At 54.7% G+C, this 22,348-nt stretch carries 27 protein-coding genes and 1 riboswitch; of the genes, 19 read left to right on the forward strand and 8 right to left on the reverse strand.

Annotated features, from left to right (window positions below; translation table 11 throughout):
- Positions 1–125: 125 nt before the first annotated feature.
- Complete coding sequence (locus KI367_RS07855; protein ID WP_036711769.1) at positions 126–791, reverse strand: tetratricopeptide repeat protein; 666 nt, start codon at positions 789–791, stop codon at positions 126–128.
- A 339-nt stretch (positions 792–1,130) separates the two neighbouring features.
- Here KI367_RS07855 and KI367_RS07860 point away from each other — a divergent pair, with 339 nt between their 5' ends.
- From KI367_RS07860 to KI367_RS07875, 4 genes are all read left to right on the forward strand, one after another.
- Positions 1,131–1,721 carry an HD domain-containing protein gene (locus KI367_RS07860; protein ID WP_036711772.1) on the forward strand — a complete coding sequence of 197 codons (591 nt, stop codon included), beginning with the start codon at positions 1,131–1,133 and terminating at the stop codon, positions 1,719–1,721.
- Positions 1,722–1,874: 153 nt separating this feature from the next.
- Positions 1,875–2,093 (forward strand): helix-turn-helix domain-containing protein, encoded by a 219-nt coding sequence (locus KI367_RS07865; protein ID WP_212948874.1) that lies wholly within the window; start codon positions 1,875–1,877, stop codon positions 2,091–2,093.
- Positions 2,094–2,306: 213 nt separating this feature from the next.
- Entirely contained in the window at positions 2,307–3,107 is an 801-nt protein-coding gene (locus KI367_RS07870) for a glycoside hydrolase family 25 protein (RefSeq protein WP_212948876.1), read from the forward strand.
- A gap of 135 nt (positions 3,108–3,242) precedes the next feature.
- Complete coding sequence (locus tag KI367_RS07875) at positions 3,243–3,353, forward strand: sporulation protein YjcZ (RefSeq protein ID WP_197069988.1); 111 nt, start codon at positions 3,243–3,245, stop codon at positions 3,351–3,353.
- A gap of 236 nt (positions 3,354–3,589) precedes the next feature.
- Here KI367_RS07875 and KI367_RS07880 read toward each other — a convergent pair whose 3' ends face one another.
- The 5 genes from KI367_RS07880 to KI367_RS27560 form a co-directional block, all read right to left on the reverse strand.
- On the reverse strand, positions 3,590–3,916 hold the full coding sequence (locus KI367_RS07880; RefSeq protein ID WP_036711775.1) for an SPW repeat protein: 327 nt from the start codon (positions 3,914–3,916) through the stop codon (positions 3,590–3,592).
- A gap of 184 nt (positions 3,917–4,100) precedes the next feature.
- Positions 4,101–4,298, reverse strand: coding sequence for a hypothetical protein (locus tag KI367_RS07885; RefSeq protein ID WP_036711778.1), 198 nt, complete (start codon positions 4,296–4,298; stop codon positions 4,101–4,103).
- Positions 4,299–4,763: 465 nt separating this feature from the next.
- Entirely contained in the window at positions 4,764–5,357 is a 594-nt protein-coding gene (locus KI367_RS07890; RefSeq protein ID WP_212948878.1) for a hypothetical protein, read from the reverse strand.
- A 197-nt stretch (positions 5,358–5,554) separates the two neighbouring features.
- A complete protein-coding gene (locus KI367_RS07895; RefSeq protein ID WP_212948880.1) occupies positions 5,555–6,403 on the reverse strand; it encodes an alpha/beta hydrolase family protein in 849 nt (282 codons plus the stop codon).
- A 40-nt stretch (positions 6,404–6,443) separates the two neighbouring features.
- Positions 6,444–6,569, reverse strand: a complete 126-nt coding sequence (locus tag KI367_RS27560) for a DUF1963 domain-containing protein (RefSeq protein ID WP_212948883.1) — start codon at positions 6,567–6,569, stop codon at positions 6,444–6,446.
- A 247-nt stretch (positions 6,570–6,816) separates the two neighbouring features.
- Positions 6,817–6,906, forward strand: a riboswitch (cyclic di-GMP riboswitch).
- Positions 6,907–7,089: 183 nt separating this feature from the next.
- Here KI367_RS27560 and KI367_RS07905 point away from each other — a divergent pair.
- From KI367_RS07905 to coaD, 4 genes are all read left to right on the forward strand, one after another.
- Positions 7,090–7,845 carry a GTP cyclohydrolase II gene (locus tag KI367_RS07905; protein WP_036711782.1) on the forward strand — a complete coding sequence of 252 codons (756 nt, stop codon included), beginning with the start codon at positions 7,090–7,092 and terminating at the stop codon, positions 7,843–7,845.
- An 11-nt stretch (positions 7,846–7,856) separates the two neighbouring features.
- On the forward strand, positions 7,857–8,954 hold the full coding sequence (gene ribD, locus KI367_RS07910) for a bifunctional diaminohydroxyphosphoribosylaminopyrimidine deaminase/5-amino-6-(5-phosphoribosylamino)uracil reductase RibD (RefSeq protein ID WP_212948884.1): 1,098 nt from the start codon (positions 7,857–7,859) through the stop codon (positions 8,952–8,954).
- A 515-nt stretch (positions 8,955–9,469) separates the two neighbouring features.
- A complete protein-coding gene (gene rsmD, locus KI367_RS07915; protein ID WP_036714459.1) occupies positions 9,470–10,084 on the forward strand; it encodes a 16S rRNA (guanine(966)-N(2))-methyltransferase RsmD in 615 nt (204 codons plus the stop codon).
- Complete coding sequence (gene coaD / locus KI367_RS07920; protein ID WP_036714462.1) at positions 10,068–10,562, forward strand: pantetheine-phosphate adenylyltransferase; 495 nt, start codon at positions 10,068–10,070, stop codon at positions 10,560–10,562. The genes rsmD and coaD overlap by 17 nt, the downstream gene beginning before the upstream one ends.
- Here coaD and KI367_RS07925 read toward each other — a convergent pair.
- Complete coding sequence (locus tag KI367_RS07925; protein WP_212948887.1) at positions 10,559–11,776, reverse strand: nucleoside recognition domain-containing protein; 1,218 nt, start codon at positions 11,774–11,776, stop codon at positions 10,559–10,561. The genes coaD and KI367_RS07925 overlap by 4 nt on opposite strands.
- A gap of 101 nt (positions 11,777–11,877) precedes the next feature.
- Between KI367_RS07925 and KI367_RS07930 the strand changes: the two genes are divergently transcribed.
- Positions 11,878–12,918 (forward strand): SepM family pheromone-processing serine protease, encoded by a 1,041-nt coding sequence (locus KI367_RS07930; RefSeq protein ID WP_036714499.1) that lies wholly within the window; start codon positions 11,878–11,880, stop codon positions 12,916–12,918.
- Here the strand turns inward: KI367_RS07930 and KI367_RS07935 are convergent.
- Complete coding sequence (locus KI367_RS07935; protein ID WP_212948888.1) at positions 12,915–14,177, reverse strand: nucleotidyltransferase; 1,263 nt, start codon at positions 14,175–14,177, stop codon at positions 12,915–12,917. The two genes, KI367_RS07930 and KI367_RS07935, sit on opposite strands and share 4 nt — an antisense overlap.
- Before the next feature lie 203 nt (positions 14,178–14,380).
- Here KI367_RS07935 and KI367_RS07940 point away from each other — a divergent pair, with 203 nt between their 5' ends.
- The 10 genes from KI367_RS07940 (at position 14,381) to rnc (ending at position 22,200) form a co-directional block, all read left to right on the forward strand.
- Positions 14,381–14,890, forward strand: a complete 510-nt coding sequence (locus KI367_RS07940; RefSeq protein ID WP_036714501.1) for a YceD family protein — start codon at positions 14,381–14,383, stop codon at positions 14,888–14,890.
- Positions 14,891–14,949: 59 nt separating this feature from the next.
- A complete protein-coding gene (rpmF, locus tag KI367_RS07945) occupies positions 14,950–15,123 on the forward strand; it encodes a 50S ribosomal protein L32 (RefSeq protein ID WP_036645943.1) in 174 nt (57 codons plus the stop codon).
- Between the two features lie 200 nt (positions 15,124–15,323).
- Positions 15,324–15,902 carry a transcription factor FapR gene (fapR, locus tag KI367_RS07950; RefSeq protein WP_036714465.1) on the forward strand — a complete coding sequence of 193 codons (579 nt, stop codon included), beginning with the start codon at positions 15,324–15,326 and terminating at the stop codon, positions 15,900–15,902.
- 1 nt (position 15,903) lies between these two features.
- A complete protein-coding gene (gene plsX / locus KI367_RS07955) occupies positions 15,904–16,914 on the forward strand; it encodes a phosphate acyltransferase PlsX (RefSeq protein ID WP_036714467.1) in 1,011 nt (336 codons plus the stop codon).
- A complete protein-coding gene (locus KI367_RS07960) occupies positions 16,911–17,900 on the forward strand; it encodes a beta-ketoacyl-ACP synthase III (protein WP_036714469.1) in 990 nt (329 codons plus the stop codon). Before plsX ends, KI367_RS07960 begins: the two co-directional genes overlap by 4 nt.
- Positions 17,901–18,045: 145 nt before the next feature.
- Complete coding sequence (gene fabD, locus KI367_RS07965) at positions 18,046–18,969, forward strand: ACP S-malonyltransferase (RefSeq protein ID WP_212948890.1); 924 nt, start codon at positions 18,046–18,048, stop codon at positions 18,967–18,969.
- Positions 18,970–19,020: 51 nt separating this feature from the next.
- Positions 19,021–19,770: a 3-oxoacyl-[acyl-carrier-protein] reductase gene (gene fabG / locus KI367_RS07970; protein WP_212948892.1), complete on the forward strand. Its 750-nt coding sequence runs from the start codon at positions 19,021–19,023 to the stop codon at positions 19,768–19,770.
- A 101-nt stretch (positions 19,771–19,871) separates the two neighbouring features.
- The gene (gene acpP, locus KI367_RS07975) at positions 19,872–20,105 is read left to right on the forward strand and encodes an acyl carrier protein (protein WP_019638123.1); all 234 of its coding nucleotides are present in this window, start codon (positions 19,872–19,874) and stop codon (positions 20,103–20,105) included.
- A 133-nt stretch (positions 20,106–20,238) separates the two neighbouring features.
- Entirely contained in the window at positions 20,239–21,477 is a 1,239-nt protein-coding gene (gene fabF / locus KI367_RS07980) for a beta-ketoacyl-ACP synthase II (protein ID WP_212948894.1), read from the forward strand.
- A gap of 12 nt (positions 21,478–21,489) precedes the next feature.
- Entirely contained in the window at positions 21,490–22,200 is a 711-nt protein-coding gene (gene rnc, locus KI367_RS07985; protein ID WP_036714478.1) for a ribonuclease III, read from the forward strand.
- The last annotated feature ends 148 nt before the right edge of the window (positions 22,201–22,348 follow it).

A 22,348-nucleotide genomic window follows, 5' to 3' on the forward strand; every position in this document is an offset into this window, starting at 1 on the left:
TAAGTGAAAGAGACAAATTACACTGAGCCTGAACAATTTATTGTCAGGCTAGCGTCTTTAGGCGCAGTTTGGCAACAGGGGGTTATACCCCAAGTGCAAACCACCCGTTGGACGGGTGGTTATGATTATTTTTTTATCATGCTAAGCACGGCCCATTTTCGTTCCTGGCGTTTCTTGTATTTCGGAAGGGAGCGGTAAATGTCGATTGCTTCCTGAAAAGCTTCCTTCGCCTCTTCCTTGCGGTCAAGCGACTTGTACATCATGCCGAGCAGGTAATAACCTTCGCAGGATGAAGAATGGATTTCCTGAAACCGGCGTACGTAATCCATCGCTTTATCCCGGTCGCTGTTTTTGTAGACGTCGGCCAAACGAAGGTAAGGCTGCCCGTATTTGACGCGCGGATTCAGCTCCAGCGCTCTCAGAATGGAGGTTTCCCCCTCCGCGATTTTGCCCTGCCGCAAATAAACGGTCCCGAGGTCATCCCAAAATTCGGCCGAATCTTCCGATTGCGACTGGATCGATTCCAGCAGTTTCAACGCTTCGCCGTCTTTTTTTCGTTCGATCAACAGCCTGGCCAGCTCATGTTTCGAAGAGACGTCGCTTGGGTTCATGCCGATTTGGGTGCGGAGTTTGGAGATTTGCCCCATCCGTTTGAAAGGTTTGGTCACGCTCGGAAGGATGCCGACAAAACGCCGGTCCAGCAAATAAACGATGACCAGCAGGACAAGGATGGCCAGGAAAGGGTTTCCCAGCAATCTCCATAACAGCACAAAACCTAAAATTTTGCCCATATATAACCTCCATGAGTTCGATGTCGACCGACTGTAACGCCCGGAAGTGATGTTCCGCGCGGTTTGTGTTCGTCAATGGCTCCGCCAATTCTCTGATTCGAATTCGGTCGTATAACGGCTCCGTATAAAATAATAGCCTCTTTTTCCAGATTATTCTACATTTTGCGATGAAATTATCCGGGGACGGCGAATGCGAAATGCTCCCAAATGATGGTTATGGCCCGAACGGGACGCATTTTTCCCGTGCAGAAAATCGGATTAGCCTGTTTTCGGAACCCGCTGCGATATATACTAAACGGTGGATCATTCAATAGAGTAACAACGGGGGGGGCGGTTCGATTGAACGACCGATTAAGCCGGCAAATCGCGTTTATACGCGAGGTCGACAAACTGAAGACGATTTTTCGCCAAACCTATTTGATGGATGCGGCACGGCATGAAAACGATGCGGAACATAGCTGGCATATCGCGCTTATGGCCTGGCTGCTTGAAGAGCATCGAGGGCCCGAAAAGCTCGACGTGCTGCGGGTCATGAAAATGCTGCTCATCCACGACATCGTGGAAATCGATGCAGGTGACACGTTTGCATATGATGTGCAAGGGCATGAGAATCAATTCGAACGGGAGCGGCAGGCTGCAGTTCGGATTTTCGGGTTGCTGCCGTCCGACCAATCGGCCGAAATGATGGAGCTTTGGCTTGAATTTGAACAAAGGGAAACGGCTGAAGCCCGTTATGCCGCAGCGATGGACCGCATACAGCCGCTGCTGCACAATTATTATACGGAAGGCAAGGCCTGGCGCGAGCACCGGGTGACGTCCGGACGCGTGCTTGAACGGATCCGTTTTCTTGAACGGGAAATGCCGGAGCTGCATGCTTTCGTCGCCGGACTGATCGATGATGCGGTCAAGCAAGGGTATCTGCTGCCATGAATCCGAAGTCATAATTCCAGAGAACGATTCAATAGACAAAAACAAGGAAAATGTATTTGATTTCCAATATAAACAAGGGTCTTTAGAACTATTTGTGTGATAATAATGAAAAAAAACAGGCCATCCGCCGATAAAGTAGTTGAGGTGATACGGATGGCCAAAAAGGGACAGACTTTCTGTTCTTACAGTTTGGATACCAAGAAGAAAGCTGTGGACATGCGTCTTCAAGGAATGACGAAAAAAGAGGTCGCCGAAGCGTTGGGAATTGCCGATATCGGGCGTTTGAAGGTATGGATGAGGAAGTACCGAGAGCAAGGGGATTCCGGATTAATAGACCAACGGGGACGTTCCAGAGGAACGTTCCGTTATTAAAACGAATGCGTTTACTTCTTGGGGAAAGGAGCCTTTATTTAAGGGCTTCTTTTTCTATGCTTCAAGCCCTGCTTTTCGCCCGGGATTCGCGCAAAGGGCACGGATCCAATTTCCGGATTCGGCGAGGAAACGTCCAAACGGGGGAATGGGAGCACACATAATTATATATACGCGCAGACCGGGCGGTCTGCAGACCAACGCGGAGGTGTTGCTGTGCAAAGCCGAAACGGCAATCATGCCAAAGGGATCGACGTATCGCATTGGCAGGGCGTCATCGATTGGAAACGGGTTAGAAGCGCAGGGTATTCTTTCGCATTTTTGAAAGCGACGGAAGGGCCGAAGCTGGTGGACGACCGGTTCAGGGTCAACTCGCAAGGCGCTCGGTCGGCCGGCCTGTTGACGGGCGCCTATCACTTTACCCGGGCCCGCAATGAGGCCGACGTCAACGCGGAGCTGGAACATTTCGTTCAGACCGTCGAAAGCGCCGGGGGCTTAAGCTCGTTCAAGCTGCCGCTGGCCCTTGACGTCGAAACGAAAGAAGGCGGGACCCGGGCGAACATCACGGCCATCGTGCGCGAATGGGTAACCCGATTCAAGCTGCGCACCGGCAGAACGCTTATGATCTACACGTACCCCGATTTCATCGACACCTCCCTGGACGGCACGCTGGGAAACGTTCCGCTATGGTACGCTTACTACAACAGCGGGGTCCCTGCGGATAAAGGCGGTTGGACTTCGTGGGAGTTTATCCAATATACGAACAAAGGCCGCGTGCCGGGGATCAACGGAGATGTAGACTTGAACGAATATAAAGGAAGCGAGGCGGATCTGATGGCCGCGTACAACCGGAACGATCAGGGAAAAGAGCCGGACGCGCCGGAATGGAAGGAAGCAGGCCGGCAGTGGCTAATCAAGCATGCAGGGATCAGCCCGGAATGGCAAGCGGAAGATCCGCTCGATATCGGCACGCTGGGCGCGATTTTGGCCAAATATGCCGCGTCCGGGAATAAGTAAACAGGAGGGATAAGATAAGACAGGCATTTGCCCTCGAAATTAGGCTCCCGCGCAGCCCGAAATGGGGAGGAGTCTATGCCAAAAGCCAGGCAGGCCACATACTTTAGAGTATGTTAGATGGAAGGAGGGAATGGAATGAGCGGAGTTGTTGGCGGAGTAGGTTGTTACAATCCTTTCGCTTCTACAGGTGCCATTTTGGTTCTCTTTATTTTGCTGGTTATTATTTTGCGCTCTTGCTGGCTGTAATCGGCTTGATTTCTTCAGCGGATCGCTAATGCCGGAAAGATCGCCTGAATGCGGCTTGATGGGAGCCTGCTTTCAGGCGATTTTACATAAGCGGCCGGCATGGAAAAAAAGCGCAGGCCCCGTTTTCGTACGGGACCTGCGCTTTCGTCACGGTGAAACCTTGCGCGGAACACAGGTGAAGGACGCCCCTGTTGGCCTAACGACGTAACTTTAAGCCTGCAACGCTTGACCTGCCGTCAATCCTTGGCAGACAGGGTGATCAAATTGAGAAGAACGGTTACCGCTCCCAAAATGATGCTGCTCCACATGACATTGGACTCGACGGTGTAAACAAACGGAAAAACAATAAACCAAACGCCGGCAAGCAGGGATATCCAGTTTTGCCAGGAGCCCCATCCGGACCCGGAAAAAGCCCACAAGGAAGCGATCAATTGAACGGCCCCGACAATGACACTCGTCCATAACGCTCCTTTGTCATCGGAATAACCCGCAATCCACGGCGCAATGATAAACCAGATCCCGATGAGGGCCACAATGGTATTATCGACGCTTCTTAGCTTCATCCAACACACCTCCGTTTATAATCGATGCCAACACGAGGGTACGTAAAAATCATATGCAGCAAAAAAGCGATCATTACAAAAGATGTAACGAAAGTCATGGCCGCGCGAAAAATTTTGGCGTACCCGCTCGATAAACCGCGATTCGGCCGGATCCGCTCCCGCCGGAGGAGAAGGGATTCGCGGATCAAGGGAGGCGGCTCCAGGCCGCCTTCCTTCCTTTGGCGTTATGATTTGGCGCGCCGCCCTCCGCCTTTCGACGTCCCGCCGCGATGGCCGCCGCCGTATCCCCCGTGACCGCCGTATCCGGGAGAGCCGTGATGTCCTGGGGAGCCATGATGTCCGGGAGAACCATGATACCCTGGATAACCGTGATGGCCGCCATAGTAAAGCCACCATGGGAACGAGTAAGGATAAGGGTAGGGGTAATAGGGGTACGGATACGGGTAAGGATATGGATAATAGGAAGAGGATGGAGCGTAAGGGGTGTAAGACATATGCATTCCTCCTGTAAGTTTGCGATTTATTACAGCCTATGCATATTCTGAAACCCGTGATCATCGCCCGGGAAAAATGGGCGCAAGCGGAGGTTGGCGGGGTCTGTCTGCCGGAGGGACTAGCGTTTTAGCTGATTTTATTTCAATTTAATGATCGCATAAGGTTGTTTTCATGTTTCAGGACGCGCCATTCTGTATATTTATATATATAACCCCCCTTTGATATATATAGTTCGGATTGGGCCCTGACGATGCGGATCGCCGGGGCCGCTTTTTTTTGTGATCGGCAGGCCGTTTGTCCGCAGCGAAAAAACGGATATGCCCTGGGGCATATCCGTTTTCCGTTTCGAACCTTATTTCAGGTAAGCTCTCGTTTTTAACCGGTCTTTGTGAAGAAGCGACTTATATAGTTGAGGGTGAATTTTGTACCAGCTTGCGTGCCTGAAAACCAGGGCGTAATCGTCCACCGGGATTGTAAAGGCGTCCTGCCCTTTTTGCAAATCCTCGCGGTTGATCGCGAGGCAAACCGTTTCTTTGGTCACGTTTTTGCCGTTTGCGGGCTCCGGATTTCCGTACAAGCAGACCTCAACCGTTCCGATGCCTTTGTTCTCGAGCAAGATGCCGCTGTATGAAATCAGCGTAGCCGCCGCATCGCTCATCAATCGGTCCGGATCCGGCGATTCATGTTTGAGGTCGACCGTGACCGTCTTGTTGTTGGCTCCCTGGAGCTGGATGTCTTTGATTTGCGCCGCCGGGATGGCGCCTTCGTCTAAGGGCTTTTCAAGGACAAGCTTGATGTTCTCGCGGGTGACTTCAGCTTGGGACCAGACATCCTTTTTTTGTGCGACGCCAACCTTGGCCGGCTCGGAGTTCCTTGAACAGGAAGCCAGCAGGAAACACGCCGCCATCATCATGCATACAACCTTAAAAGGCGATCTGGGCTTCAACTTCATCCCCCTTTCTCTAAAGCATGATACAAATGAAGTCTATCAGAACCTTGCCGAGAATGGAATAGAATCCCCATTTATGACAATGATGACAAAAAGACGTTACAATTCTTTAATCTGCTTCGAGTCCGCTTTCTTCGTTCAAGCATGGACCCTGCCGGGCCGCGTCGAAGTTTGCGCCGACGGCCCGGCACGGTTCATGGCCGGGTTTGGTGCTTCCGGATCCAGTCGAACATCCGGTTGATCGCGTGCATGTGCATTTCGTAAGGCATGTGATGGCCGTATCCTTCGTACCAATGCAGCTCGGCGTCTTTTCCCAAGGCCTGAAGCCGTTCGTACATCCGGATGCCGTGCCCCGGGTCCACCTGTTGATCTTCGCTTCCGTGAACGATGAGGACCGGACAGCGGATGCGTTCTGCCATGTGGAGAGGGGAGCGTGCTTCGTAAGCCGAGGGGATTTTGCGCGGATTGCCGACGACCCGTTTTAACATCCTCCGCAAATCCACCCGCTCCTCGTACGTTTGGGCGAGATCCGAGACGCCGCCCCAGAGGACGAGCTGCGAGATGAAATCCGTGTCCGCAGCCGCGGACGCGGCGTTTACGGAGCCCCGGGAAAAACCCATGGCCGCTATCCGTTTCGGATCGACGAACGGAAGCCCGGCAAGGAGCCGGCACGCCGCGGGAACGTCCTCCAGGTCGGCGCCGCCGAATTCGTCCCGTCCCTCGCCGCCTTGCGTCCCCCGGTAAACCGGGGCAAAAACGATAAAACCGCTTTGCGAAAAACGCTCGAGCCATTCGGTTTTGACCTGCCCGACCCTGCCGATGCCGCCGCGGCAATAAACAAGAACGGGCCATTTCCGTTCATGGATATCCAGCCGCTCCCGCTTGGCATTGTTCGCGATGACGGTCATGGGAAGCCGCTTCCCGCCGTATATTTTCCGGATATGCGCTTCCAGCGTTTCCGGTTCGATTTCGTATCCATACGGAAGGGAGAGATAACCCTTTACCTTATATTCGCCGGAGCGGTATGTCATATGAATCATCATGTAGATCAGCTGCCTTTTTCGTTTGCTTGTCCTTATTGCTTCATGTTCGGATATTGAGGGCGGTCACCCAAGACTTAGAAAAATCCAATCGGGCCAAATTCTCGCGGCGGATAAAAAAATTGCCGACGCCGGAATCCGCCAATTGTATCCTTTCTTTTTCTCGCATGAGGAAACCAAACCTACGTGTATTTTAGCCGAGCGGCGGATGGTCCGCAAACGGGCGGCCGATGCGTATCCGGAGCATGAATTACCCGGGGGCAGCTTCAATCTTTTCGTTGCATTTATTAAATTTGTCATTTATATTCATAGTGTAGTTACATAAAAAACGAATATTTTCCTTTTTTCTCAAAATCATAGGTTTTTCCTTCCGCTTTTCCTACAAGAATCGCGGAAGTTTTATATGATACGACATCGTACGATAATGGCAAACCCACTGAAAAGTGGCGACGCAAAGCTACAGGGGCTAAGGCGGATCCCATCCGCTATGCCAGCCAGTTACCGAATACGACGGAGGCCTCCGTCTATTTCTTTACGCGCATAGACGGGGGCTTTTTGTGTTTTCTATTAAAGTACGGTGTTCCTAATCAGTTCTACATAAGGGGGGAAGCAGTTCTCGTTAAGGTGTTGTCGTAGCCGGTGTCAGTCAGCAAGCCTCAAAACGAACGATAATACAAAGGAGATGGATGATGGTGATTCCAAACCAGGTTAGTCGATTATTGAAGGACAAAATAACGCTTGTTAAACTGCCTGAAGGTTCCGATCTCGCGCTTGTCGGTCCTGTTCGGCTCCCGGTACAACTGGAGGAACGGGAGGTTACATTCAACTGGTATACTTGGTTAAAAACGGAAAGCGCTTCATTTCAGGCGGAAGATGTTCTCCATACCCTGCCGTTTGCCGATCTTGCCTCATACCAGCAATCATCCGTGCTTGTTTACGGTGATTTTGCCAACGCGGAGCACACGTTAATTCGGATGCACAGCATTTGCCACACCGGGGACATCTTTGGAAGCAAACGATGCGATTGCGGGTACCAGCTGCGCCGATCCATGAACATGATCGTCGACAACGGCAGCGGAGCGCTCTTTTATTTGGCCAATCACGAAGGACGCGGAATCGGGCTTTTCTCCAAATCGTTGGCTTATCTGCTGCAGGAAGAGGGATACGATACGGTAGAAGCCAACCACGCTTTGGGCTTTCCGGATGATCTGCGGTCTTATGACGAGGCGATACAGGTTCTCCAGGCATTGCGGCAGAAACCGGTAAGCCTCATTACGAACAATCCGCGCAAATTGCAATCATTGCGGGAAAAAGGGCTTGCATCCGATCATCACGTATCGATTTGGGGCGATGTATCCCAACATAATACCCGGTATCTGGCAACGAAAATCGAAAAATCGGGCCATATTTACAATCCCCTGAACGAAACCGTTCAGCTCGGCTAAGGAGGCCCCGCATGAACCCGGATCAACATTATATGAAGCTGGCGCTGGACCTGGCGGCCACGGCAAGCGGAAAAACGAACCCCAATCCCGTCGTCGGCGCGATCCTTGTGAAGGATGGACAAGTTGTCGGCGTCGGCTTTCACCGAAAAGCCGGAGAACCCCATGCGGAGGTACACGCGTTCCGTATGGCGGAAGGACACACGAACGGTGCAACGCTTTACGTGACCCTTGAGCCCTGCTCCCATTACGGAAAAACCCCTCCCTGCGCAGAGCTGGTCGCCAGCTCCGGAGTAACCCGCGTTGTGGTGGCTATGCAGGATCCGAATCCGATGGTCGCCGGACGGGGGATTCAACTGCTCCGAGATAAAGGGATTGAAGTCGAAGTGGGCGTGTTGGAAGAGGAAGCCAAAAGACTCAACGAACGATTCGTCCATAATATGACCAAACGGCGGCCGTTCATTATTTCCAAGGTCGCCATGACGCTGGACGGGAAGTTAGCTGCATCTTCGGGCCATTCGAAGTGGGTTACGGGCGAAGAAGCGCGCCAGGAGGTGCATCGGTTGCGAAACGAAGTCGATGCCATCTTGGTCGGCATCAACACGGTGCTGGCTGATAATCCCCGCCTGACTACCAGACTGCCGGAAAAGGGGAAAAACCCTGTACGGGTCATCCTGGATTCCAATTTGCGGTTGCCCGAGGATGCCCATATAACCGACTGCACCGCGGCTAAGACATGGATTGCCACGAAGGAGGATGCGGATCCGGAGAAAGTCAACAGGCTGAAGCAAAAAGGGCTGGAGATTCTATTCGTTCCTTCGACCCGGCTCGGGCTGGACCTCCGGCGATTATCGGAAATGTTATACGAAAAGGGAATTACCGACCTGCTTGTCGAGGGCGGCAGCGAAGTCAACGCCTCGTTCCTTCGCGCCAGCCTCATTGACAAATGGTTGATTTATATCGCACCCAAAGTTTTGGGAGGACGCGGTTCCCTCACGCCATACGGCGGTCCGGATTTGGAAACGATGGATGAAGCATTGAACGTGCGGATTCACTCCGTCCGGCAAATCGGAGAAGATCTTTGCATCACGGCGTATCCGAAGTACGGCTGATGATGAAGGGGCCAGGTCTCCGAACGGGTATTGGCGCTAACGCCCCCTTTTTAGGTCTAGGATATTTTAATATTCAATGAATTTACTTACATTGACAATGACGAGCCGCCTATGGCCGTCATTTTTTTTCTCTCGGAATGAACGGCGGTGAAGGGGAATAAGCGGAAAATGGATCAAGACCGGAAAAATGAAAATGATCATTGCGGAAGGAACAACAACAATGGAAAAGGTTCTTTAGAAATAAAATCGGGCGCCCCTTTCGGGACGCCCTTTCATGGGAGAGGAGAAACCGGACGAAGAGCTTATGGGGAAACGTAAGCTTTCCGCGGTTGTCTACGACATTCATTGATGTCGATAGTTAAAGCATTCCCCGTAATCCCCGGTTTATACATCCCTTGCCAAAAAAAATTGTCCGAGGTCTTCGTTTTTCAAATTTGGGGTGATTATGGTACGATATCGTCAGAAATGAGCAGCATTAGACAAATATTCTGATTGACGAAAATGGGTGAAGCAACATGAGAGTAGTATCGGGAAGCGCCAAAGGAAGACCGCTGAAGGCGGTTCCGGGCATGGGCACGCGTCCGACGACGGATAAGGTGAAGGAAGCGATTTTCAGCATGATCGGTCCTTTTTTTGACGGGGGAGTCGCCCTCGATTTGTTTGCGGGAACGGGGGGGCTGGCCATCGAAGCGCTGAGCAGGGGCATGGAAAAGGCGATTTTTATCGACATGGACCCGAAAAGCATCGAAACGGTCCGCGCCAACCTGAAGGCGACGAAGCTGGAGGGGCAGGCCGAGGTCTACCGCAATGAGGCGGAACGCGCGCTTAAAGCGCTTGAAAAGCGTGGGGTCGTGCTGGACGTCGTGTTTTTGGACCCGCCGTACCGGATGAAAAACGGGGACAAGCTCATGGAAACGATGCATGAAAAAAACATGCTGGCAAGCGGGGCGACGATCGTTCTCGAGCATGAATCGGGTTACGAATACCCGGCAGAGTTCGGTCCGTTCGCCTGCGTCCGGCATGCGACATACGGGGAAACGGCAGTTTCCATTTACAAATACGACGGAAATAAAGCGGCCTCGCCCGAGGGCGAAGCCGCTAAGGAGGCCGATCATGGGTTCGACGAATAAACGTATCGCAGTATATCCCGGAAGCTTCGATCCGGTGACGATGGGGCATCTGGACATTATCCAGCGCGCGGCAAGGCAATTTGACGAGCTGGTGGTGGCCGTGCTGATCAACCGGAGCAAGCAGCCGCTTTTTTCGATTGAAGAACGGATGGATTTGATCCGGCGGGTTACTACGCATCTACCCAATGTGCAGGTGGACAGCTTCCAGGACTTGACGGCCAATTACGTGCGCCTGCGGAATGCGCAGGCCATCGTGCGCGGGGTGCGCTCCGTGACGGATTTCGAATACGAGCTTCAAATGGCGTCCGCCAACCATAAGCTGAATCCGGATGCCGAAACGGTCTTCATGATGACGAATCCGAAATATTCCTATTTAAGCTCGAGCATCGTCAAAGAAATCGCCGCCTATCACGGGGACGTAAAGGACCTGGTTCCGCCCGAGGTGGAGGAAGCGCTAAAGCGGAAGCAGCGCGGTTAACCCGTATGTTTGCGGGAAGGATGAAGCAGCTTGAACAACAGCGAGCAGGCGATCATCGCCGCGAGCAGCGCCCCTTGCCACTGCAGCAGCTGCGGCACGGCTTTCCATAGGGAAAAATAGGCGTTCCAATCGGACGGGATCGCTTCGCTCCCAAGGAATGCGTGATCCGCGTTTTTCGGGAAATAGCGGACGAGCGGCCAAACGAGCCAAGCAGCCGCAAAAGCAAGCGCGCCGTGTAGCAAGCGGACAAGCGCAAAGGGAAACCAGCGCATGCCGGCTTTTCTCAGCACCGACATCGACTGCAGCAGGGCGCTGATGCCGCTGAAGCCAAGCAGGGCGGATATGACGGACCACTGCAGCCGTTCGGCGGCGAAAGCGGCCGTGCTCGCATCGTTCGTGCCGAGATGAACCTCGAACGCTCCGGACAGCCAATAGGATGGAAGTCCGGGAGGGAGAAAGCGGCCGGCGATTTGGATGACGACCGCAAAAATAATGATATACCCGCCGACCATCATCAAGGTTTGAACGGCATTCGTCACCGAATCGCCCAGCAGCCTGCCGAATCCGCGGCCGTCTTTGGCATGGGCCGCTTTGGCGGCGTGCAGGGAGCGGCGCAGCATGGAAGGTTTGTTTTTGCCCTCGTCCGGCTTTTCGGCAGCCTGCGAAGCGGCGTCTTTACCTGCGCCTCTGTGGCCGATCAGGAGATAGGCGAGCAGTCCGGCGAGCCAATGCACGGCCAGCACGACATATCCTGCCGCAGGTTCATGCATCAGCCCGGTCGCGATGACGACCAGAATCAGCATCGGATTGCAAAAATGGGAAAGGGCGGCCAATTTGCCGGCATCCGGACCGCTGAGATCCCCTTGGTCGTACAGCTGTTTGGCGGCCTGGGCGCCTCCCGGAAAACCGGTGGTCATGCCCATGGCAAGAACCCACCCGCCGACGCCGGGAAGCTTGAACAGCCGTTTCATCAGCGGCTCGAGCCATGTGCCCAAAGCGTGAATAAAACCGTAAGCAGTCAATATTTCAGACAAAACGAGAAAAGGGAGCAGCGCCGGGAAAACGATCTGCCACCATAATTTGAGACCCTGCAGGGAGGCCTGAAAGGCCGGAGAAGGGGAACTGACGATGGCAGCCACCAGCGCAAGCGCCCCCGCGCCGAGCACCAGCGTGGCGGCAGCGGGAGTGAAGCGGAGAGGGGCCTTTTTTTTCATGATTTTCACCTCTTCTGAGTAAACATAGCTAGTACCCAATCTATGCGGGTAAGACAACCATAAGACCAGGGGAGCAGGATGGAATGAGAGAAGCGAATAACATGCAGCGCACGAAAAAGCGGGAAGCGTCCCGCCTGATCCTCTATATTTTTGCGGTGGCCCTGCTGGTTTACGTAACGGTATACATGCCGACGCCGTACATCATTTATCAGCCGGGAAGCGCCGATGAGGTCAAGCCGATGCTTTCCGTGCAAAAAGGGGACCCCGACGAAAAGGGGGCTTTTATGATGACGACGGTATCGGCGAGTTATGCCAACCTTGTCATGTTGGTGGTTTCCGCGTTTAACCCGAATGCGGAAATTGACAAAAAGGAGGCAAGGCTGGGCGACCGGAGCGAAGACGAATATGCGGCCGAGCAGGTGTATTTGATGAGCGATTCGCAATCTTCGGCGATGGAAGCCGCGTACCACGAAGCGAACGTCCCGTACAGCATCGTTCCGCAGTATTTGTTTATTTTTTCGACGCCGGAAGGGGACGAAGCGCGGAAACATTTCAAGCCGGGCGACCGCCTTTCCGAAGTCGACGGGAAGCCGGTGACCGACAATGCGGCATTGACCAACCTGCTGAAGACGAAAAAGGCAGGCGACCAGGTCACGGTCAAATTGATCCGGGACGGCAGAACGCTGGAGGAAAAAGTGAAGCTGATCGAACTCAGGGACAAGGACACGAACCGGACCCGCCCGGGGCTCGGCGTAACGATCGCGACCATGCAAAAAGTCGTCTCCAAAGATCCGGGGCTCCAGGTGAATTTCCAAAATACCCGCGTCGGGGGACCGTCCGCCGGACTGATGTTCACGATGGAAATCTACAACCAGCTGACGGACGGCGATTTGACCAAAGGTTACCAGGTTGCAGGGACGGGGACGATCGACAAGGAAGGGAACGTAGGCCCGATCGGAGGCGTGCAGCATAAAATCGTCGCGGCCGACCGGAAACACGCGGAAATCTTTTTCGTTCCGAAGGACAATTACGCGGAAGCCAAAGCGAAAGCGGACAAAATAAAAACCGGCATGAAACTTGTGCCGGTGGAGAAGCTGGAGGATGCCATCGCTTACATGGAGAACCTCCGGGTTAAATCTTAAGGCAACGCGCCGGTTTCATTCCCGGGCGTATAACGGATCGGCGCCTCCAGATAATCCCTGAACATGCTTTGGGTATCCGGATGCGGGAAAACGTTGGCGTAGGCCGCAGAGGCGCGGAGATCGAGCGTGAGCTGAGGGTGCTCGAACGAAGACGGCTTGACGATGACCGGAAGGGCGGCCGTCTTCTTCATTTGCTTCAGCAGCCGCTGCCCTTTGCCGTTAAAGCCGAGCACGCGCAAATACCCCGGTCCCTTGGCAAGCGCCCCGGGCGACATCTCCCGCTTCGTGTGGCGCAGCAAGATCTGGGCGAGCATCCGCTGCAGCTTCGTATGCGTGTACCGTTTCGTTTTGAGCGCTTTCAGCAGCTCGTCCACGTTCGGCTCTTTCAGGCTAAAGACGGCCTTGCGCAGACGGTGCTCCAGCCCTTCCGTGACCTCGTGATACTCCGCCAGGTTTTCCGGGGAGCTGGTGAGGAGGATATGCATGAGCGCCCCGCGGAAGGAATTCCAGGTGACGGGGCCCCGGCCTTCGCGGAATTCCCGGTCGAGAATGCGAAACGTGGTTTCGGGCACGTAGGGCCGGACCGCGGCTACCCCCTGCTCGAGGATCATCTTCCGCACGGCCGTCGCGCTGGCGACGGCCGCGTGGGAGGGCTGCTGATCGTGGTAACCGGCATGGATCCTCGGGATGGTGAGCGGCCGGATGGGGCTGTCCAGGCGGTTCAGCGCGATGAGATAATGCAGCCCGAGCGTATGGTTCGGCTGCTGGATGATCCGGAGAACGTCGCTTTCCTCCCGCGGGAGTCCCGCCGCCTCGGCGGCCGCCCTGCTGTAGGCGGCAGGATAATTCATTCCCTCCCCTAGATGGCAGGCGATCCGCTCCCGGAGCTCTTGGCTTTCTTCCGACAACGCGCGGGCGAGGGGGAGCAGCAGGTCGAGGGAGCCGCTTTCCGTCCCGAAGCAGAGGCTGTCCACGACGCCCGTGGCATGAAGGAGGGAAACGGCGCCGTAAGCGAACCATTCCGCCGGCTGCACCGCATAGGCGGCAGGCAGCTCGATGACGAGATCGGCCCCCATGGCCAGCGCCATCTCGGCGCGGGCGAATTTGCTGACGATTCCCGGTTCGCCGCGCTGAAGGAAGGGGCCGCTCAGCACCGCAACGGCATGTTCCGCACCGGAAAGCCTCTTCGCTTCGTTGTAATGATGGACATGACCGTTATGCAACGGGTTGTATTCGACGATGATTCCGACGGCAGTCAAGGCGATTTCAACTCCATCCGCGTGGTTAGATTTTTATCCAATATAACATAAAAGCCTGCCAACCCTGCAACAATAACCGTGATGGAGCCGTTCTGGATTTGGCGTTTGACCGCGACGCCAAAAAAAGCAAAGTAAAGGTCAAACTATTGACAAAGCTTCGAAGATATCGGTATAATAATTTTTGTTTGTTTGGAGTGATGTTCATGCACTTTCAATTTAGAAAAATGGCAGCCGGCAGTGAGCCGCTGCAGGTCCGACAGCAAGTGGATGTAAGCCGTTTAGTTCAAGGACTTGGCGATATAAGAGCGCCCCGGCCGCTTTTGGCGGAGCTGGAGGCCACTTATGTCGGACAGGATGCGGTGGATGTGCAAGGAAAGCTCTCGATCGAGCTGGACATGGCATGCTCCCGCTGCTTGAAACCCGTGCATCAGCATCTGAACATTCCATTCCACGAGCGGTTCAAGCTTATGAAGTCGACTGAAGAGATTCAGGATGAAGATGACGATACCATTTACGTGGACGATGACACGGTGGATCTTGTTCCGTACGTGGAGGAATCATTCGTACTTCATATTCCGATGACCGCAGTTTGCAAAGAAGATTGCAAGGGCCTGTGCCCGAAGTGCGGAACGGACTTGAATGAAGGAACCTGCGACTGCGATACGGAAGCGGTCGATCCGCGGCTTGCGGCGCTAAAAGATTTTTTCAAATGAGTATGCAAGCATTACCGGAGGCTGCGGCCCCCGGTTGATTGAAATAAGGAGGTGGGAACATGGCAGTACCTCAACGGAGAACGTCCAAAACACGTCGTGACAAACGTCGTACTCACTTTAAACTGGCAGTGCCGGGCATGGTGAAATGTGAACAATGCGGAGAATTGAAGCTTGCTCACCACGTATGCAAAGTGTGCGGAACGTATAAATCTAGAGAAATCATTTCGCAGTAATGCGGCAAATCAAGTAGTACTTCATCTATGGTGAGGTGCTATTTTTTTTGTCTCCTCTTCCTTTTTGGCTTGCCATGCTATATACTGTTTTAGTACCAGGTTCTAAAATGATCGGACGAATTTGATACGGAATTCGTTTTTATAACAGGAGTTAACGCCGGATTTTACAAAATGCTTAGGAGGTGCCTCTGATCGAACGGTTGCCCAAGAAACAGCGACATCAGCAGTTATTGAAAATCATTGAAGAAAACCCGTTTGTGACGGACCGCGAATTGACCCGCGAGCTGAAAGTCAGCATCCAAACGATCCGCCTCGACCGAATGGAGCTCGGCATCCCCGAACTGAGGGAGCGCATGAAGCAGATGGCCGAGCATTCCTACGACCAGGTGCGTTCGCTTCCGTTGGATGAGGTTGTCGGCGATGTTGTGGATCTGCAGCTGGACAAGAGCGGCATCTCCATATTCGAAATCCGGGAAGAGCATGTCTTTTCACGGACGCATATTGCCCGCGGACATTACGTCTTCGCCCAGGCGAACTCATTGGCGGTAGCCCTGATCAACGACGAAATCGCGCTGACGGCTTCGGCGGACATTCGCTTTTTGCGGCAGGTCCATTTAGGCGAGAAGTGCATCGCCAAAGCTTACGTCAGATCGATGAACGGACACAGGGGAAAAGCCAAGGTCGAAGTGTTTACCTACGTCGGCGAAGAAATGGTGTTCCAAGGCAATTTCGTCATTTATCGCTCAACAGGGGAAGATCATATTGAAGGAGGAATGTAGTATGCGGATCGCCATTGACGCCATGGGAGGCGACAACGCTCCCGAATGCAACGTCGAAGGAGCTTTGGCCGCTGCTGCCGAATGGAAAGATACGGAAATCGTATTGGTGGGGGACGAATCGAAAATTCAAGCGCTGCTTCAGAAAAGCGGCGGCCAGCTCCCTTCCAATCTGGGCGTCCGCCATGCGGGCGAAGTGATTGGTCCGGAGGATGAGCCGGTCAAGGCGGTTCGGCGCAAAAAGGATGCCTCCATGGTCGTGGCCGGACGCATGCTAAAGGAAAAAGAAGCCGACGCGATGATTTCAGCCGGCAACACCGGCGCTCTGATGACGACGGGGCTTCTGATCGTCGGAAGGATGGAAGGCATCGAGCGGCCGGCCCTCGCGCCGATGATCCCGACGCTGGACGGAGCCGGCGTCCTGGCGCTGGATTTGGGCGCCAATATGGATGCGAAGCCCGAGCATCTTGCGCAATACGCGCTGATGGGGAGCCTGTACAGGCAGAAGGTGATGGGCGTCGAACGGCCGCGCGTCGGCCTTCTGAACGTCGGCACCGAACCCGGCAAGGGGAACGAGCTGACGAAGCAGACGTTTCCGCTGCTGGAGCAGATGCCGATCCATTTCGTCGGCAACGTGGAGGCCCGCGACATCATGATGGGCACCTGCGACGTTCTCGTTTGCGACGGCTTTGCGGGCAACATTTTGCTTAAGGCCGTCGAAGGCACGGCGGGAGCGATGTTCAAACTGTTGAAGGAACAGTTCACGGCCAACCTCAAAAGCAAGCTGGGAGCCGCGCTCCTCATGCCCCAGATGCGCGGGCTGAAGGAAAAGCTGGACTACAAGGAACACGGCGGCGCTCCGCTGCTCGGCCTGAGCGGGTTGATCGTGAAAAGCCACGGCTCGGCCGACGGAAACGCGATCAAAAATGCGGTCCGCCAAGCCCGGATTGCCATTCAGAACAAGCTGGTAGAAAGCATTTCAAACGAAATTAGCGGGAAGAGAGTGACGATATGAATACATTGCGGCCAGTAGGTATCATCGGCACGGGAATGTACGTGCCCGAGAAGATTTTGACAAACGCCGACCTGGAAAAAATGGTGGACACCAACGACGAATGGATCGTATCCCGCACGGGGATCCGCGAGCGCCATATCGCGGCCGAAGACCAGGCGACGTCCGATCTTTGTTATGAAGCGGCGGTAAAAGCGCTGGAGTCTGCCGGCATGACGGCGGATCAGCTGGATCTGATCATCGTGGCGACGATCACGCCGGATACGTTCTTCCCGTCCACGGCGTGCATTTTGCAGGATAAGCTTGGAGCGAAAAAGGCAGCAGCCTTCGATTTGTCCGCAGCCTGCTCCGGGTTCGTGTACGGGCTGGCGACGGCCAGCAATTTCATCGGCACGGGCATGTACAACAATGCCCTCGTCATCGGCGCGGACTGCCTCTCCCGGATCACCGACTATACGGATCGCAACACATGCGTCCTGTTCGGCGACGGGGCGGGCGCCGTCATTCTCGGCGAAGTTCCCGAGGGCCGCGGGTTCCAATCCTTCGACCTGGGCGCCGAAGGAGCCGGAGGCACCTTGCTTAAGCTGGAAGCGGGCGGTTCCCGGTTGCCGGCATCGGTCGAAACGTTGGAAGGCAAAAAGCATTACATCTACATGAACGGCCGGGAAGTCTTCAAGTTTGCCGTCCGCGTCATGAACACCGCTACCGAGGACGTGCTGAAAAAAGCGGGCAAAACGAAAGCGGATATCGACCTGTTCGTGCCTCACCAGGCCAACATCCGCATCATCCAATCCGCGATGGAGCGCTTGGAGCTTTCGGAGGACAAGGTCGTCATTAACGTGGATAAATATGCGAACACGTCGGCGGCGTCGATTCCGCTCGCGCTCGTCGAAGCGGCGGAGCAGGGCCGGATGAAGGAAGGCGACTGCGTGCTGATGGTCGGTTTCGGGGGCGGCCTCACTTGGGGAGCTTCCGTTCTGGTATGGTAATCACCCTTATAACAATTTAGGGGACGCCGGATGATCCCGCGACCCCGTTTCATTACGTAGGCCGAAGCTGCCGCCGACCGTTGCTTTAAGGGAAAACACGGCCGGCGCCCGCAAGGCAACACAAGTTAGTGGGAGGAGCCGAAAGATGGGGAAAACGGCATTTATATTTCCTGGACAAGGAGCCCAGTCCGTCGGAATGGGCAAAGACTTTTACGAGGCGCATGCCGCCTCGCGCGAAATTATCGACAGCGCGGACCGCGCGCTGGGATTTCCGCTTTCGAAGCTCATGTTCGAAGGCCCGGACGGCGAATTGAAGAAGACGTTTAATACGCAGCCGGCTTTGCTGACGGCAAGCATCGCCGCGTTAACGGCGCTCCGCGAGAAAGGAATCGAGCCCGATTACGTCGCCGGCCACAGTTTGGGCGAATACAGCGCGCTTGTCGCTGCCGGAGTTCTTGTCTTCCAAGATGCGGTGAAAATCGTGCGTGCCCGCGGCGAATTCATGGAGGCGGCCGTTCCCGGCGGACAAGGAGCCATGGCGGCCGTGCTCGGCGCGGACCGTTCGGCTCTGGAGCAGCTGTGCCGCAGCGTCACGGAGGAAGGCCATCTGGTGGAAATGGCCAACATCAACTGCCCGGGACAAATCGTCGTTTCCGGCACAAAAGAAGGCGTTGCCGCAGTTGGGGAACGCGTGAAGGAAGCCGGGGGCAAACGGGCGATCCCGCTCGAAGTCAGCGGACCGTTCCATTCCTCCTTGATGAAGGAAGCGGCGCAGAAGTTGGCGGCGAAGCTTGAGGAGGCCGCGTTCAGCGAACCCGCCGTTCCGGTCGTTGCCAACGTAACGGCCCGTCCGGCCGAAAATGCGGACCGGATCCGGGAGCTTCTCGTCGAGCAGGTGTATTCTCCCGTCCTTTGGGAAGATACGGTGGCTTACCTGATCGCCGAAGGCGTCGACACGTTCGTCGAGATCGGACCGGGCAACGTGCTGACGGGGCTCGTCAAAAAAATGGACAAGACCGTGAAGCTGATCAACATCAATACGCTTGAAAGTCTATCCGCAAGCTTCTAAAAATACGGGATGAAAGAAATGCCCGTATACTAAGAAGAAAGGAGAATTCGCATGTCCAAACCATTGCAGGGACAAGCCGCGCTCGTTACCGGCGCATCCCGCGGGATCGGCCGCAGCATCGCGCTTGCGCTTGCCGAAGCCGGAGCGAACGTTGCCGTCAACTATTCGGGCAGCGAAGCCGCCGCGCAGGCTGTCGTCGATGAGATCAAGCAGCTGGGCGTCGAGGCGTTCGCCGTTCAGGCCAACGTCGGGCAATCGGACCAGGCCGAGAACCTTATCAAAGAGGTAACGAACGTATTCGGCCGGATCGACATCCTGGTAAACAATGCGGGAATTACGAGAGACAACCTGATCATGCGCATGAAAGAGGAAGAATTCGACCAAGTGATCGAAACCAACCTCAAAGGCGTGTTCAACTGCCTCAAATCCGCCAGCCGTCCGATGATGAAACAGCGCTACGGCCGGATCATCAACATCTCTTCGGTTGTCGGCGTGCTCGGCAACGCGGGGCAGGCTAACTACGTGGCGGCGAAAGCCGGCGTCATCGGCCTGACCAAATCATCGGCGCGGGAGCTCGCTTCGCGCGGCATTACGGTGAACTGCGTGGCTCCGGGATTTATCGATACCGATATGACCCGCGAGCTTTCGGATGAACTGAGAGACAAAATGATTCGGGATATTCCGCTCGCCCGTCTCGGCCGGCCGGAGGAAATTGCCAAGGTCGTGGTTTTCCTGGCCTCCGAAGGGGCATCCTATATGACAGGACAAACTCTTCATGTAGACGGCGGCATGTATATGTAACGCCCGCAAAACAGGCTAAACGGCCAAAAAGAGAACCGTTTTCATAGCCTCTGGCATTTTGAAAACTTTTCTCGTATAATACCAAGGAGGAGGTGAACCGGATGTCCGATGTATTGGAGCGTGTAAAGCGCATCGTCGTGGATCGTTTGGGTGCTGACGAAGCTGAAGTAACACTGGAAGCATCTTTTAAAGATGATCTTGGTGCTGATTCTCTCGACGTTGTTGAACTCGTCATGGAATTGGAAGACGAATTCGATCTGGAAATCTCTGATGAAGACGCAGAGAAAATTACGACCGTAGGTGAAGTTGTAAATTACATACAATCTCATACCTAAGTCATTTGATAAGTCCCGTACTGCTATACAGGCGGGACTTCTCCTCATTTTGAAAGTGAAATGCGAATGGACATGAATATTTGCACCGGACGGGCTTCTATCGTTCGTGCAATCGATATAGAGGTGAACGTACTTGAAGCATAGAGTGGTTATAACCGGGATGGGCGTTGTGACGGCACTCGGCCATGACCTGGACACGTTTTGGAATAACTTGATGGCGGGCAAATCGGGGGTTTCGCGGATCGAATCTTTCGACGTCAGCGAATATCCTACGCAAATTGCGGCTTCGGTCAAGGATTTTAATCCCGAAAACTTCATGGATAAGAAGGAAGCCCGCAAAATGGACCGCTTCGTCCAGTTTGCGGTAGCGGCCGGAAAATCGGCGCTTCAGCACAGCGGGCTGGACATCGCGAAGGATGCGGATGCGAATCGCGTCGGCGTGTCCATCGGGTCCGGCATCGGCGGTCTCGGAACTTGGGAAGACCAGCACAACATTTTGCTCGAAAAGGGGCCGAAACGCGTTAGCCCGTTTTTCATCCCGATGATGATCGCCAACATGGCTTCCGGCCAATTGTCCATCATGCTCGGGGCGAAGGGGCCGAATACGACGCCGGTCACGGCTTGCGCCACCGGTTCGCATGCCATCGGCGATTCGTTTAAGCTCATCCAGCGCGGCGACGCGGACGTCATGATCTGCGGCGGTGCCGAAGCGACGATCCGTCCGACGGGGATGGCCGGATTTTGCGCGATGCGCGCGATGTCCACTCGCAATGACGAGCCGGAAAAAGCGAGCCGTCCGTTTGACACGGGCCGCGACGGGTTCGTCATGGGCGAGGGGGCCGGCATTCTGGTTCTGGAATCGCTTGAGCATGCCCAAAAACGCGGCGCGCGCATTATCGCCGAGGTCGTCGGCTACGGCCTGAGCGGCGATGCTTACCACATTACCGAGCCGGATCCGGACGGGCCTGCACGCTGCATGACGATGGCGCTGCGCGACGCCGGGCTTGACCCCCAGGCGGTCGACTACATTAACGCCCACGGGACCTCGACGCCTGTCGGCGACCGTTCCGAAACGATCGCGATCAAAAAGGCGCTTGGCGACCATGCTGCCAAGGTAGCGGTCAGCTCGACGAAATCGATGACCGGCCATCTGCTGGGCGCGGCCGGCGGCGTCGAAGCGGTCATTTGCGGATTGTCGCTCGAACATCAAAAAATCGCGCCGACGATCAATTTGGAAAATCAGGATCCGGAATGCGATCTGGATTATGTTCCGAATCATGCCCGCGACGCGAAGCTGGACGTCGTCATGTCCAACTCTTTTGGTTTTGGCGGCCATAACGCCACCATCATTCTTAAAAAATTCGATGAGTAAGGGGACGATTTGTTGAGTGGAGATCTGAAGCAGTTACAGCAGAAACTTCAAATCCAATTTCACAATCGGCTGCTGCTGAAACAGGCCTTTACCCACGCTTCTTATGTCAACGAACACCGCTTCAGCCAGCAGCAGGATAACGAACGCCTTGAATTTCTGGGCGATGCCGTGCTGGAGCTGACGGTATCCGAATATCTGTACCGGCTTTTTCCGAACCGTCCCGAAGGTGAGCTGACAAAGCTGCGCGCGGCCATCGTCTGCGAGCCGTCGCTCGTGAAGTTTGCGGAAAGTTTGGAATTCGGGCAGTACGTGCTGCTCGGAAAAGGGGAAGAGCTGACCGGCGGGCGCACCCGCCCGGCTTTGCTCGCGGACGTTTTCGAATCGTTTGTCGGCGCCCTTTATCTCGATCAGGGCCTGGAAGCGGCCCGTTCGTTTTTGCAGACCTACGTTTTTCCCCAAGTCGAATCCGGGGGCAATCTCCATATGAGCGATTTCAAGACGGAGCTGCAGGAATTGACGCAGCATCATAATATGGGCGCTTTGGAATACCGGATCGTCGAAGAACGGGGTCCGGCGCATGAACGTGAGTTTGTCTCCGAGGTATATATGGGAAATGAGCGCGTAGGAAGAGGAACGGGCCGCTCCAAGAAAGAAGCCGAGCAGCAGGCTGCGGCAGTCGCCCTGAAGCAGCTGAAGCTCGCGGGAACGGACGGCTCCCTGTAAGTATTCAAGGACAAACAAAGAGCAAAGAGCAGTCGCACATGATGAACGGCAGTAGCCTTCAGACTGCTTTTTGCTCTTTCTTCGTTGAAGGCCGGCCGAGCTCCCAATGAGGCGCGGGGTTATGGTATTATAAGGTTTAGAGGTGATT

The organism is Paenibacillus cookii (assembly GCF_018333375.1).
Taxonomy (GTDB): domain Bacteria; phylum Bacillota; class Bacilli; order Paenibacillales; family Paenibacillaceae; genus Paenibacillus_AQ; species Paenibacillus_AQ cookii.